This window comes from Hyphomicrobium sp. 2TAF46, from assembly GCF_052114865.1.
Classification (GTDB): Bacteria; Pseudomonadota; Alphaproteobacteria; order Rhizobiales; family Hyphomicrobiaceae; genus Hyphomicrobium_B.
On record NZ_JBFRFO010000005.1, the window covers coordinates 224,750 to 237,775 of the forward strand.

Below are 13,026 nucleotides of genomic sequence, written 5' to 3' on the forward strand. Positions count from 1 at the left end.
GTCTATTTGGCAACAGCCGGATGTGAAGCATCGTTGCCGGTTGCCGCATGTTCCCCGGACATGTTGGCTTCACGTCCTTCGCGCCACTCTTCGATCATGGCGTAGAACACCGGAACGAACAGCAACGTAAGCAGCGTGGCGGCGAGCATGCCGCCGAACACCGTCGTGCCGATCGATTGCCGGCTGGCGGCGCCGGCTCCCGACGCGATCATGAGCGGCACGACGCCGAGAATGAAAGCGAACGCCGTCATCAAGATCGGGCGAAGCCGCAGCCGCGCCGCTTCCATCGCCGCATCGATAATGGGCAATCCCTCGAGCCGCCGTCTCTTCGCGAACTCGACAATCAGAATGGCATTCTTCGCCGCGAGACCGATGAGCATCACAAACCCGATCTGCGAGTAGACGTCGATCTGCAGGCCGCGCACCCAGATCGCAAGGAGCGCACCAAAGAGCGCGAGCGGTACCGCCAGCAGCACCATGAACGGCATTGACCAGCTCTCGTATTGCGCGGCGAGGATCAAAAAGACGAACACGCTCGCCAACGCAAAGACGACGAGAGCGATCGAGCCTGCCTTGAGTTCCTGGAAGGTGATGCCCGTCCATTCGTAACTGAAATCGCGCGGCAGTGCCGTTGCCGCGGCACGCTCCATCGCGGCGATGGCCTGTCCCGTGCTGTAGCCCGGCGCGGGGCCGCCGTTGATCAGCGCCGAAGCATAGTTGTTGTAATGAGGCACGGTCTCAGGCCCGACGATCGGCTTCAGCGTTCCGAGCGTGCTGAGCGGTACCATACCGCCGGTCGCATTGCGCACGTAAAGCCGCGACAGGCTCGAAGGATCGGATCGTGCGTTTTTGTCCGCCTGCAGCGTCACGCGGAACGTGCGGCCGAAAAGGTTGAAGTCGTTTACATAAAGCGAACCGAGATAGATCTGCAGAGTGTTGAAGACGTCCGGCAGATTGAGGCCTAAGAGCTTCGCCTTGGAGCGGTCGAGATCGTAATTGAATTGCGGCGTCGAGGTCGAGAACGACGTGAACAGCTGCTGCGCGTCGAGTTCCGGCTGCTTGCGGGCCTCCGCGATCAGCGCTTGCGTCGCCTCGTTGAGCGCCACGCTGCCGCGACCCGTCAGATCTTCGACCTGGAATTCAAATCCGCCGGTGGTTCCAAGGCCCGGTATCGACGGTGGATCGAAGCTGAGCGCGAAGGCTTCCGGGATCATGAGAAGCTTGCCGCGCACCTCTTGCACCAGGCGCGACGCGCTTTGCTCTGGCGGCCGTTCGTTCCAGGGCTTCAGAATGGCGAATTCGACGGCCGAGTTCGATTGCGCCGCGTTCGTCAAGAAGTTCAGGCCGCTGATCGAGCCGACGATATCGACGCCCGGCGTGCTCTCGAGAATGTCTCGGACCTGCTTCGCGACGGCGTCGGTTCGTTCGAGCGACGCGCCGTCTGGCAGCTGCACCACGACGAAAAAGTATCCCTGATCCTCGACCGGCAAAAACGTCGAAGGAACGCGCTGGGAGATCAGATACGTCGCTCCAAGTATCACGGCGAAAAAGAAGAGCATCGCCCAGCGAATACGGATCAGGAACCGCACCAGATGCGCGTAGCCGTGCGAGAGCCGGTCGAAGCCGGCGTTGAACCAGCGGAAGAGGATGAACTTCGCAGGCTCGCGATGACGGAGGAACACCGCTGCCAGCGCCGGGCTGAGGGTCAGCGAATTGAATGCAGAAAGGCCGACCGAGATCGCAACCGTCAGCGCGAATTGATTATAGAGCCGGCCTGATACCCCCGGGATGAACGCCACGGGAATGAACACGGCCATCAGCACGCCGGTGGTCGCGATGATGGGACCGGTAACTTCGGACATGGCCTTTAACGCCGCCGCCATCGGCTTCAGGCCATTTTCCAGCTGACGTTCGACGTTCTCCACGACCACGATGGCGTCATCGACCACAAGACCGATCGCCAGCACCATGCCGAGCAGGCTGAGCATATTCAGTGAGAACCCGAGCGTGTGCATGATGACGAGCGTCGCAATCAGCGACACGGGTATGGCGATCGTTGGAATGATCGTCGTGCGCCAACTTTGCAAAAAGATGTAAACGACGAGCACGACCAGGCCCAGAGCTTCGAGAAGCGTGAAGACCACGTCATGCATGGCGGCAGAAACGAACCGGGTGGTATCGTAGTGCATGCCGTAAGCAATTCCCTTCGGGAACCGCTTCGAAAGCTCGTCCATCTTGGTCAGCACGCGCTCCTGGAGATCGAGCGCGTTCGAACCGGGCATCTGGAAAACGGCGAGCACGACGGACGGGTCGTTGCCGAAGAACGCCGATGACGAATATTGGAGCGCGCCAAGCTCGATACGGGCCACATCGCGCAGCCGGACGATGGCACCGGTCGCCGGGTTCGATCGCACGACGATGTTGCCGAATTCTTCCGGATTGCTGAGCCGCCCGGTCGCGTTAACCTGCATTTCGAACGGCGTTCCGGGGGGCGCCGGCGACTGGCCGATCTTTCCGGCCGCGACCTGGATATTTTGCTCCGCAACCGCATTTTGAACGTCGACGGCCGTAATGCCGAGCTGAGACAGCTTGTCTGGATCGAGCCAAAGACGCATCGAATAGCGCCGCTCGCCGAAAATCTGCACGTCGCCGACACCCGCGATGCGCTTCAAGGGATCGACGATTTGAAGGTAGGCATAATTGCTGAGCGTCACCGGATCGACCGAATGGTCAGGCGACGTCAGGTTGACGATCAGGACGAAATTCGGGTTCTGCTTTCGGATCGAGATGCCGGCCTGGTTGACGATCGGCGGCAACGCCGACGCGGCCTCAGCCACGCGGTTCTGGACGTCGACGGCAGCAATGCTGAGCGGATAACCGACGTCGAATGTGATCGTGATATTCGACGAGCCGTCGTTGGAACTCGACGACGACATGTACGTCATGCCTTCGACGCCGTTGATCTGCTGTTCGAGCGGCGTCGTAACGGTGTCGGCGACGACCTGGGCGCTGGCGCCGGGATAGATCGCACTCACTACCACTTGCGGCGGCGTTACATCGGGAAGTTGCGACACTGGCAGCAGAAAATAGCAAATGGTGCCCGCCAGGACCATGATGACGGCGATTGCCGAGGCAAAGATGGGCCGGTGAATAAAGAAATTGACCATGCGCCGTCCGACGTTGATGCGGGGTAGCCGCCGAGGACGGCCTTGGCGTTCCCTTGGAACCCATACCCTCTTAAAGACACTAACCCTCTATCACCTCAAGCAGCCATTTCCGCAATCTTTGGGCGAGGTAAACAGGGCGACCAGAAAACCTTACACAGATGAAAATGGGGATCGTTTCCAGCTTCGCCAGCATTCACCCGCAACTTCTATCGAACATCGTATCTTTGCTGCCACAAAATGCCGCTGTCACGGTGGCGATCGGTCGTAACACTGAGGTTTTGGCAGGTCGCTCGACCGGATCGGACATCCGGACTGGTAGCGGCAATCGACAACCGAACGCCTCTTGGGAATTGGACTCGGCCAAAAAGAACCTGGGGCGAACGCTGATCAAAAAAGGCGCCAGCGAAAAAATCCAATCGAAAAGCCCCGCGCGATTGAGCCGCCATCTGGCTTAGACCAATTCAGCCCAATTACAGGCAAACCGGACGACAAATGTTCGGCTTGAATGAAACGGAATTCCGTCGATTGAAGCCGGTCAAGGGAAATCTGGAATACGGATTGTCCCGAGCTGCGAAACCATAGTTCCATAGCCAGTCCAGCTATCTGTCCATTCGTTCCTCAGAAAAAGAATTGTCCGCAAAGACATGCGCATTGAAGATGGAGGGCAGCTGAGTTCAGAATGAGCCTAAAGCTCTTCCTGCGTCAGCGGCGGTCCGTTTTGGGCGCGTCCGATTTCCTTTTCGAGATCCGCCAGTTCCAGAAACTGATCGGCTTGACGGCGTAGCTCATCGGCGATCATCGGCGGCTGCGTCTGCAACGTCGAAACGATGCTCACTCTCTTGCCCATTTGCTGGAGAGCGGCGACCAGACTGCGAAAATCGCCGTCTCCGGAAAAGATCACGATGTGATCGAGGTTGTCGGCAAGCCGCATCGCATCGACGGCAAGCTCGATGTCCATGTTGCCTTTGATGCGTCGGCGCCCGGCGCTGTCGATGAACTCTTTCGATGCCTTGGTCACCATCGAAAATCCGTTGTACTCGAGCCAATCGATCAACGGCCGGATGGACGAGTACTGCTGCTCGTCGGCGATGGCGGTGTAATAGAGTGCTCTTACGAGCTGCACCTTGCCCCTGAAGAGCCGGAGCAACCTCCGATAGTCGATGTCAAAGCCGAGCAGTTTTGCTGCAGCATAGAGATTTGCGCCATCAATAAATAAAGCAACGCGCTCCGTCGGATAAAAATGCATGAGGCATTCCAAAAACATGCATGGCCAAAGTCCTCGTGCAGAGTATTCTCTGTCTATATCGAGAATTGTCAATGCTTGTTGAACTCGCCGTTTCCCATTTCTAACCACTGTACCCGCACTAAATTGCGGCCGGTGGATATTGTGGCGTCGTATCCGGCCAATTCTGACATTTTTGTCAGAAGAATTTCTCGTGGTGCGAAATATGCCAGCGGGTTCCCTCGTCGCGGAAAAAAAATTTGGAGGTCCGGATGAGGTCTCGGCGCTGACGTTGATTTTCGCGTAAGCGGAGCGCTGCAGTTTCGGAAAAAATGACTGGGGCGCTAAGGTTGCTGGTCCGCGTACGATCCGACTGTCACATTTGCGATTTCGCCGCGGCGATGCCATGAACCCGCGCCATGACGCGCCGGACGTCCCGTGCTAACCAGCGGGTCGAAACGCGGAACCAGGGCCAGTGCCGTTTGCGCCATCGAGCGCCGGCCGCCGGCGTTGTTCGGACCGGCCCCTTAAACTCAACTTCAGGAACACGAAATGGCAACGTCAGAGAGCGAGACGCGCGCGCGAGCGTTGCGCTCGGACATCCCGGCTAGCCCCCTTCAGATCTCGTTCATAGAATTCGTCTGTCTGATCGCGGCTCTGATGGCGATCACGGCGCTGTCGATCGACATCATGCTGCCGGCGTTGCCTGAGATCGCTGCGACGTTCGGCGTCGAGAAGGAAAACGACAGGCAGCTTGTCATCATTGTTTACATGGCCGGCTTCTCCTTGGGCCAGATCTTCTTCGGACCGCTCTCCGATCACCTCGGCCGCAAACGGGTCCTCATGACCGGCCTTGCGATTTTCATCCTTGGGACGATAGGTGCGATCATGGCCGGGTCGTTCCAAATGCTACTGCTTGCGCGCATCGTCCAGGGGCTCGGCGCGGCGTCTCCGCGCATCATAGCCGTTGCGGTCGTCCGCGATCTTTATAGCGGCCGTCAGATGGCCCGGGTGATGTCCTTTGCGATGGTCGTCTTCATCATGATACCCGTCTTCGCCCCGTCGGTTGGGCAGGCCGTGGTTCTATTCAGCAGTTGGCAATGGATCTTCTTCGTACTGCTGGTGATGTCGGTCAGCGCCGCCATCTGGTCCGGAGCGCGATTGCCTGAGACGGCGCGTCCGGCCCTCGGCGTGGAGCATGCGATGACACTGCGGGCATCCGTTCTCGCGGCCGTCTTGAACAGTCAGACCGTCGGTTACGGAGCTGCAGGCGGCTTCATGTTCGGATGCCTTCTCGCCTACGTCGCGAGCGCTCAGCAGGTTTTCGTCGGCGTGTTTGGCCTGGGCGATATCTTCCCCGTCATCTTCGGCGCGTTGGCTTCGGCGATGGCCTTGGCTTCGTTTGTGAACGCCCGCCTTGTCGGCCGGTTCGGAATGCGACGCCTATCGCATGCGGCCCTATTCGGATTCATCGGCGTATCAGCGCTGTTGGCTTCCGCCGCGGCACTGGGCGTTGCCAGCTTCTGGATCTTCGCGGCCGCAATGGGTCTCGCATTTTTTCTCTTCGGATTGATAGCGCCGAACTTCAACGCGCTGGCGATGGAGCCGCAGGGACACAACGCCGGAATGGCGTCGTCGGTCGTCGGTTCTCTCAGCACCGCCGTCGGCGCGATCGCCGGCGGTACCGTCGCCGCATCCTTCGACCACTCGATTTTGCCGATTGCCGCGGGATTTGCAGCGTGCAGCATAATCGGGGGGCTGATCGTTTTCGCGATAGAGGGCTCAAAGGGATTATTGGGGCGCAATCGCCCCGCATAGCGGGCAATTTACTTGCCTAAAATTTACGTAATGCGGGCGTGGAAGCCATCTCGCTCTGGCCACCCATTGCGTCATGTACTACATGCTGCGGCAGCGACGGGAATGCCGAAGGCTAAATCCCGGATGCATGAGGGCAGACGGGCATGAGAATTCTCCTGCTTGAAGACGACCTGAATACTGCAAGATATGTCTTGAACGGCCTCGAGGAAGAGGGCCACACGGTGGACCATCTTGCCGATGGACGCGACGCGGTCGCGCAAGCCGTCGCCGAGAATTATGACGTGATCATTCTCGATCGGATGCTTCCGAGCCTTGACGGACTCGCCATCATAAAGACCATTCGAAGTGCCGGCCGCGGCGTGCCCGTCTTGTTTCTGACCGCGCTCGGCGGCGTTGATGACCGTGTCGAAGGTCTCGATGCCGGCGCCGACGACTATCTCGTGAAGCCATTTGCATTCTCTGAGCTTTTGGCGCGCGTCAATGCGCTCGCCCGCCGACCCCACACGAAGGGCGAGGAGACGCGTCTCAAAGTCGGCGATCTCGAAATCGATCTGGTCGCCCGCAAAGTGACGCGTGGAGGCGACATCATCGATCTCCAGCCGCGGGAGTTCCGCCTGCTCGAAGTCCTGATGCGCAATCGTGGTCGCGTCGTGACGCGAACGATGCTGCTCGAGCGTGTCTGGAGCTTCCATTTCGATCCGAAGACGAGCGTCGTCGAAACCCACATTTCGCGGCTTCGCGCCAAGATCGACAAGCCGTATGGCAAAGAGCTGATCCACACCATTCGCGGGAGCGGATACACGGTCCATGACGGCTCGTGATCTTCTGAAGCGCACGCCTTTCCGTTTGGCGGCGACCTTCTCACTATTCTTCATAACGACGATCCTAGCGCTTTTCACCGTCGTCTATTTGGTCGCGACTGAGCGCCTCGTCGCTGACATTCGCGATCGCGTCGAGACGACGCTCGATTCACTCGCCGCGCTCGACGGCGAACGCACGTTCGACGACCTCGTCGCTCTCGTCGCCAGCGAAAGCGAATCCGTCCGCGATCCCGATTTCATCATAGAGCTTGTCGACAAGAACGGGAATTTTCTCGCCGGCAATGTCCGCGGCGTCAGGGATTCCAAGAACTGGATGACGCTCAAACGCGCGGAAATGTTTCTCACTCTCGATCGCGGCGAGCCCGACGACGAATTCCTTGCGATTTGGAGGCCGCTCGTCAAAGGCCGGCTTCTCGTCGGCAGCGACAAGAGCGAAGTCAAGCAGATGAAATCGTTTCTGCTGAAGCTGCTCGCTTACGGGTTGCTTGCTGCAGCCCTGCCGCTCGCTCTCTGCGCGGTTTATTTCGCACGGGAAGCGCAACATCGCATCGATGCCTTTTCCCGGCCCCTTGCGAAAGTCTCCCAAGGCGAAGTCACCGCCCGCGTACCGATATCGGGACTGCATGACGACATCGATCAGGTGGCGCTGCAAGTAAACCGCATGCTAGGCGATCTGCAGCGGCTGATCGAGAACGTCAATCAATCGTCGTCCGATATCGCTCACGATCTCAAGAAGCCGCTCGGACGTTTGCGCCAGCGCCTTGAGGATGCGCGGCGCGGCGAAGACAAACAGGAGTTTCGCAACGCCATCGACGCCGCGTTGGGAGATATCGATTCCATATCTGAGACCTTCGACGCCCTGCTCCGGATTACGCAAATCGAGGCCGGTGCGCGCAAGTCGCGATTTGTGACCGTCGACCTGGCGCTTTTGCTTGCCGATGTTCGTGACGTCTACGACGTCGTGGCGGAGGACGCGGGAGATAGGCTGAACTACATTTGCGATTGGCCGGGCGCCGCTTACGTTCGCGGCGATCCCGAACTTCTCGTTCAGCTCTTCGCGAACCTCGTCGAGAATTCCATTCGCCATTGTCCGAAGGGCACGGAAATAACGATGCGCCTCTATGCGCGCGGAAACGCCTATGTTGCAGACGTTGCCGACACGGGGCCGAGCATTCCACAGCACGAGCGGGTGAACGTGTTCCGCCGCCTCTATCGGCTCGAACGCGCCCGCTCGACGGAAGGTAGCGGTCTGGGCCTTAGCCTGGTCGCGGCAATCGTCGAACTTCATTCGGCGAAGATCGAGCTCTTCGATAATGAGCCGGGCCTGCGGGCGGAAGTCCGTTTCCCGGCCGCTTGAGCCGGGGCGACAAAACAAAGGGGCGCATGAGAATGCGCCCCTCGAATTCTTATCAGCTTCGGATCGAATGAAGTTCAGCTTGAAAAAGTTGTTCTCAGATCGTCGAACAACGCCACCTGCTCTTTGATCAGTTCGCGCTGCTCGTCGCGGCGAACGAAAATCTTGAACATCGCTTCGCCTGCGCCATTGAAGAACTGAACGGACCGCGATTCCCGGCCCATGAATGGACGCGCGACAAACGCGATGTGCGTGCAGTTTTCCGCCTTGATATGCCCGCCGATCGGGCTATCGCCGTGCAGGTTGAAATACCCGCGCCCGATCGTGCCGGGCGGAATTGGCCCTTCGCATTCGAGCACGATGTCTGGGGTATGGACGATGAAGACCACGGGACCCCAGGCGGTCAGAGCCGCCAATATTTTCTCGAACGCACTGCCGGGTACAATAGACCGGTGCGCATCCGGAAGCGCTTCGACAGCTTCGAATGTGCTGACACCGTAGTCGCGGGCGATCTGCTCGAGAATGCCGTCGGCATTCTTCGCCAGCCGCTCGCGCAGGGGCGGCCGCGTGGTTGCTTCAGTTGAAAGAGCTTCACTCATGCTGCTGTTCACTCGGCCGCTGCAAGAACGGACTTCGAACCGTCCGAGCGAACTTCCTGGATCGCCTCGAACCCTTCAAACTCCGGATGGCCGAGATAGAGCTTCCGCGTCGCTCCCCCTGCAGAGGCATGAGACTTCCGGAACGATTCCGATTTCGTCCACGCCTCGAAGTCGGCAAACGAGTTCCAGACAGTATGCGACGAATAAAGAATATGGTCCTCGCGCGCGGGTCCCCGAAGCAAGTGGAACGACTGGAAGCCCGGCTCCTTGTGCAGGTTCACTTCGCGAGTGATCCAAAGCTGCTCAAAATCTTTTGCGAGGTCGGGCTCGACCTTGAAGCGGTTCATCGCGATGTACATTTGCTGCACCTTTCTATTGAGCAAAATGGCAGCCCGGATGCTCGGCATCCGGGCTGCTGGCTATCTCAGAGCTGCGAGACGGGAAGTCAGATTGCCCTAAGACGCATTTCCAATTCGATTTTGCGGAGCGCTACCGAGACGAGAAATCCCCACGCCGCGGCGGAACGCTATTGTTGTGTCCATAAAAAGTCAACATTATCGTCAAGCGCTTGCTAACGGTATGCAATGTGCGTTGGCAGCATCTGCCCGATATTGAGAAGATTTCCGTCATCGTCGATGAAATGGAATTCCCGCATGCCCCACGGCTTGTCCGAAATCTCGGACAGACGCTTCGCCGGGCCTATCTTGAACGCCGAATACCATTCGTCGACGTCGGCGACACGAATGTAGGCAGAAACGCAATGTGGCTCGGGAACCTGAGCGACCGACGATACGTGCACTTCGATGGCACGTCGTCTCAGAATAAGATAATTATGGGCGGCACGTACGACGGCGAAGCCCTTGCTGTCATAGGTTTCCACCGAACGCTCGATATCTGTCGAAAGTAAAACGGGTATTGCCAAGGGCACTGCGACGCCGTCGGCAACGAGTTCGTCGGGTAACGTCATCATTCTGCAGCTGCTCCGATTATCATTCTGCGTGTGATCGCCGCAGGCAGGATCAATCGCCCGCCGTCGCCGGACGATACGACCCGCAATCGACACCCGAACGTGTGACTGAGCAGATCCTCATTCAAGAGGTCGTCAGGATTACCTTTTCCGACGACCTTGCCAGCGGCCATAAGCACGATTTCATCGGCGAACGCTGCGGCAAGATTGAGATCGTGAATGACGAGCATCACTGCGCGTCGTTCGGTGGATTGTGCTTTGATGAGGCTGAGCACATCGCATTGATGCTTGAGATCTAGGCTCGCGGTCGGCTCATCGAGCAACAGCGCCGCCGTTTCCGTGTCGGGCCGCGGAGCCGTGGCCAACTGGCATAGTGCTCTAGCAATATGCACGCGCTGACGCTCGCCGCCCGAAAGCTGGTTCAGCATCCGCATTTCGAAATTTGCGAGGCCCACGGCGGCCAATGCGTCACGGGCGACAACCGCCGCATCGTCGTCGCGAATGCCGAACGCCGGCACCGTCGCGCCCAACATGACAGTTTCAAGAACGGTGAACGGAAAGGAAAGCGTTGTCGATTGCGCGACGACCGAACGCCGCATTGCGAGACGTGCAACGGGAATTTGCCGAAGATCGGTCCCATCCAGAAGAACCGCGCCTTCGCTGGGCTTCAGCTCGCCCGCCATGACGCGCAGCAGCGTCGATTTACCCGCGCCGTTGGGACCGATGATGGCCGTCAATCGGCCGGGCGCGATCGTCAGCGAGACATCGTCGATCAGTCGTTTCTGACCAGCCATGACTGAGACGCGACGGGCTTCAAGCATCGCTCATACTCCGCCGCTGATATTGCGTCTCAACACGAGATGCAGAAAGACGGGCGCACCGACGAGCGCGAGCACGATTCCAATGGGCAGCTCCGCTGGCCGGATCGCCATACGCGCAATGATGTCGGCAACGATGACGAGTGTCGCACCGAGGATCGCGCTGCCCGGAAGCACCGCGCGATGATCGGGACCAGAAATGAGACGCATCACATGCGGGGCGACTAGACCGACAAAGCCGATCACGCCGGCAACCGCTACGGCGGCGCCAACGGCCGCGGCCGTCGTTGCGATGGTGAGCCGCTTCGTGCGTTCGATGTCGATGCCGAGGTGCATCGCTTCCGCCTCTCCAAGCAGAAACCCGTTGAGCCCGCGCATGAGCCGAGGCACAACCAGAAGAACTGCTGCGGCAAAAGGCAGAACGGCGAAAACCTTTTGCCAGCTTGCGCCGGAAAGGCTGCCCATCGACCAGAGCGTGAGGTCTCGGAGTTCGCGGTCATCGCTGGCGTAGGCAATGTATCCGCCGAGCGAGCCTGACAATGCGCCGATCGCAATACCGGCAAGAAGCAAGGTTCCGACGGCAAGCTCTCCGCGTCGCGAGGCGATCGCAACAAGCGTGATTGTTGTCACGAGGCCGCCGAAAAACGCCGCTATCGGCAGCGCGTAGATGCCAAAAGGCGCGACCAGCGGAGCGGCGATCCCGTGCCCAAGAACGATCGTTGCGATCGCCGCAAGCGCCGCGCCGGAAGAAACGCCAATCAATCCCGGATCGGCAAGGGGATTGCGGAATAGCCCCTGCATCATCGCGCCCGACGTTGCAAGCGCCGCGCCAACGAACGCCGCGAGGAGAGTTCGCGGTAGCCTGAGATCGATCAAAACCAGCCTGTCGCGTTCCGCGCTAGCGTCATTTGCGTAGCCAACTGCCGCTGCGAACGCGCGCGGCAGAGATTGCAGGGAAACGCCCGTCGGACCGATGGCGAGCGAGAGAATTGCCGACAGCAAAAGGAGCCCGGTGAGCGCAAGGAAGACCGTAGGGCGAGCGGGCCTTACAGCATCTGATATGCGCCCAATACTGGTCTCAGCGATGGTCACGGCGTTGCTGCGGCTTTGGCGGGCTCTGAATAGAGAGCGTTCATAAGGTCATGCGCAGCCGAAGGTGCGCGCGGTCCGAACCCGAGCAGATATTGCCCGTCCATCTCGACGAGACGTTTGTCCTTTGCCGCTGGTGATTGGCTGAGGCCCGGCAACGACAACGCGACCTTGGCGGCACTGTGGTCGCCGTCGCCGCGGCTCATCACGATGACGGCATCCGGCGCAAGCTCGGCCAGCTGTTCGTCGCTCACGGGCTTGTAGCCGCTGACTCCGGTGGCCGCATTGTCGATGCCGGCAAGCTGAAGGATCGCGTCCGCGCCCGTGCCGGTACCGCCAATCGTTGCCCGTCCGTTTTGAACTGCGAGGACGAACAGCGCCTTCTTACGTCCTTTGATCTGCTTACGGTCGTTGTCGAGAGCTGCGAAATCGGCCTCGATTTTCGCAGCAAGTTTCTGCGCGTCCGCTTCCGCCCCGATGATGCGGCCAATGCGGCGAACCTTGTCCGGCACACCTTCGGCCGTCTGCTTTTCCTCGATGTCGACGTATTGCACGCCGCTGCCCTTTATCGCTTTGACAACCTCGGGCGGCCCCGCTTGTTCAGATGCGATAATGAGTGTCGGATTGATGGAAAGGACCCCCTCCGCTGAAAGCGCACGCAAATATCCGACCGACTTCTTGTCTTTGAGCGCGCTCGCCGGGAACAGGCTCGTCGTATCGACGGCGACGATCTTGTCGCTTTGTCCGAGAGCGTAAAGAATTTCCGTCACGTCGCCGCCAAGAGACAAAATCCGAACACTGCCGGCCGGCGGGGCGCCGTCAGCTGCCGACGCGCCTGAGTGATAGCCGCTCGTGCCGGCCAATAATCCCGCGAGCGCAAGAGCCGTGCCCGCAATTGCAAATCGTCGTGTCGCCACGCTCATTTTGAAACGCCCCAAGTTGCCTTTTATTTCGTTAGAATGAGCTTGCCGGTAGCGGTAATCCGCAGGCGGTACTCTTGCCCGCGATGGACGAGAATGGCCTCGCGGCTGCCCTTCAGTAATTCGTCGACCCGGTATCGGACGCCACCTTCGGCCGGAGCTTCCGTGTCTGGCGATGATGTCGTGGAGGCGGGGCTAAATCCCGCTTGCCGCAGAACGGAATCCGCGACCTCTTTTTTTGGAGGCATTCT

At 59.4% G+C, this 13,026-nt stretch carries 13 protein-coding genes; 4 read left to right on the forward strand and 9 right to left on the reverse strand.

Features of this window, described 5'->3' with window-relative positions:
* Window positions 1–2: 2 nt before the first annotated feature.
* Window positions 3–3,167 carry an efflux RND transporter permease subunit gene (locus AB4Z24_RS12455; protein WP_441708522.1) on the reverse strand — a complete coding sequence of 1,055 codons (3,165 nt, stop codon included), beginning with the start codon at window positions 3,165–3,167 and terminating at the stop codon, window positions 3–5.
* A 158-nt stretch (window positions 3,168–3,325) separates the two neighbouring features.
* On the opposite strand from AB4Z24_RS12455, the gene AB4Z24_RS12460 reads away from it, so the two are divergent.
* Window positions 3,326–3,622 (forward strand): hypothetical protein, encoded by a 297-nt coding sequence (locus tag AB4Z24_RS12460; protein WP_441708524.1) that lies wholly within the window; start codon window positions 3,326–3,328, stop codon window positions 3,620–3,622.
* 230 nt (window positions 3,623–3,852) lie between these two features.
* Here AB4Z24_RS12460 and AB4Z24_RS12465 read toward each other — a convergent pair whose 3' ends face one another.
* Window positions 3,853–4,413, reverse strand: a complete 561-nt coding sequence (locus tag AB4Z24_RS12465; RefSeq protein ID WP_441708526.1) for a LabA-like NYN domain-containing protein — start codon at window positions 4,411–4,413, stop codon at window positions 3,853–3,855.
* A 528-nt stretch (window positions 4,414–4,941) separates the two neighbouring features.
* Between AB4Z24_RS12465 and AB4Z24_RS12470 the strand changes: the two genes are divergently transcribed.
* From AB4Z24_RS12470 to AB4Z24_RS12480, 3 genes are all read left to right on the forward strand, one after another.
* Window positions 4,942–6,207, forward strand: coding sequence for a multidrug effflux MFS transporter (locus AB4Z24_RS12470; protein ID WP_441708528.1), 1,266 nt, complete (start codon window positions 4,942–4,944; stop codon window positions 6,205–6,207).
* 143 nt (window positions 6,208–6,350) lie between these two features.
* Window positions 6,351–7,028 (forward strand): winged helix-turn-helix domain-containing protein, encoded by a 678-nt coding sequence (locus AB4Z24_RS12475; protein ID WP_441708530.1) that lies wholly within the window; start codon window positions 6,351–6,353, stop codon window positions 7,026–7,028.
* The gene (locus AB4Z24_RS12480; RefSeq protein WP_441708532.1) at window positions 7,015–8,385 is read left to right on the forward strand and encodes a sensor histidine kinase; all 1,371 of its coding nucleotides are present in this window, start codon (window positions 7,015–7,017) and stop codon (window positions 8,383–8,385) included. The genes AB4Z24_RS12475 and AB4Z24_RS12480 overlap by 14 nt, the downstream gene beginning before the upstream one ends.
* Window positions 8,386–8,459: 74 nt before the next feature.
* Here AB4Z24_RS12480 and hutX read toward each other — a convergent pair whose 3' ends face one another.
* The 7 genes from hutX to hemP all read right to left on the reverse strand — a co-directional run bounded on the left by hutX (window position 8,460) and on the right by hemP (window position 13,023).
* A complete protein-coding gene (gene hutX / locus AB4Z24_RS12485) occupies window positions 8,460–8,981 on the reverse strand; it encodes a heme utilization cystosolic carrier protein HutX (protein ID WP_441708533.1) in 522 nt (173 codons plus the stop codon).
* A gap of 8 nt (window positions 8,982–8,989) precedes the next feature.
* Window positions 8,990–9,340 (reverse strand): antibiotic biosynthesis monooxygenase family protein, encoded by a 351-nt coding sequence (locus AB4Z24_RS12490; protein WP_441708535.1) that lies wholly within the window; start codon window positions 9,338–9,340, stop codon window positions 8,990–8,992.
* 212 nt (window positions 9,341–9,552) lie between these two features.
* Window positions 9,553–9,951, reverse strand: coding sequence for a bleomycin resistance protein (locus AB4Z24_RS12495; protein WP_441708537.1), 399 nt, complete (start codon window positions 9,949–9,951; stop codon window positions 9,553–9,555).
* The gene (locus tag AB4Z24_RS12500; protein ID WP_441708539.1) at window positions 9,948–10,769 is read right to left on the reverse strand and encodes a heme ABC transporter ATP-binding protein; all 822 of its coding nucleotides are present in this window, start codon (window positions 10,767–10,769) and stop codon (window positions 9,948–9,950) included. Before AB4Z24_RS12500 ends, AB4Z24_RS12495 begins: the two co-directional genes overlap by 4 nt.
* 3 nt (window positions 10,770–10,772) lie before the next feature.
* Window positions 10,773–11,858 carry a FecCD family ABC transporter permease gene (locus AB4Z24_RS12505; RefSeq protein WP_441708541.1) on the reverse strand — a complete coding sequence of 362 codons (1,086 nt, stop codon included), beginning with the start codon at window positions 11,856–11,858 and terminating at the stop codon, window positions 10,773–10,775.
* Window positions 11,855–12,778: a heme/hemin ABC transporter substrate-binding protein gene (locus AB4Z24_RS12510; RefSeq protein WP_441708543.1), complete on the reverse strand. Its 924-nt coding sequence runs from the start codon at window positions 12,776–12,778 to the stop codon at window positions 11,855–11,857. The genes AB4Z24_RS12505 and AB4Z24_RS12510 overlap by 4 nt, the downstream gene beginning before the upstream one ends.
* 23 nt (window positions 12,779–12,801) lie before the next feature.
* Entirely contained in the window at window positions 12,802–13,023 is a 222-nt protein-coding gene (gene hemP, locus AB4Z24_RS12515; protein WP_441708545.1) for a hemin uptake protein HemP, read from the reverse strand.
* Window positions 13,024–13,026: the final 3 nt, after the last annotated feature.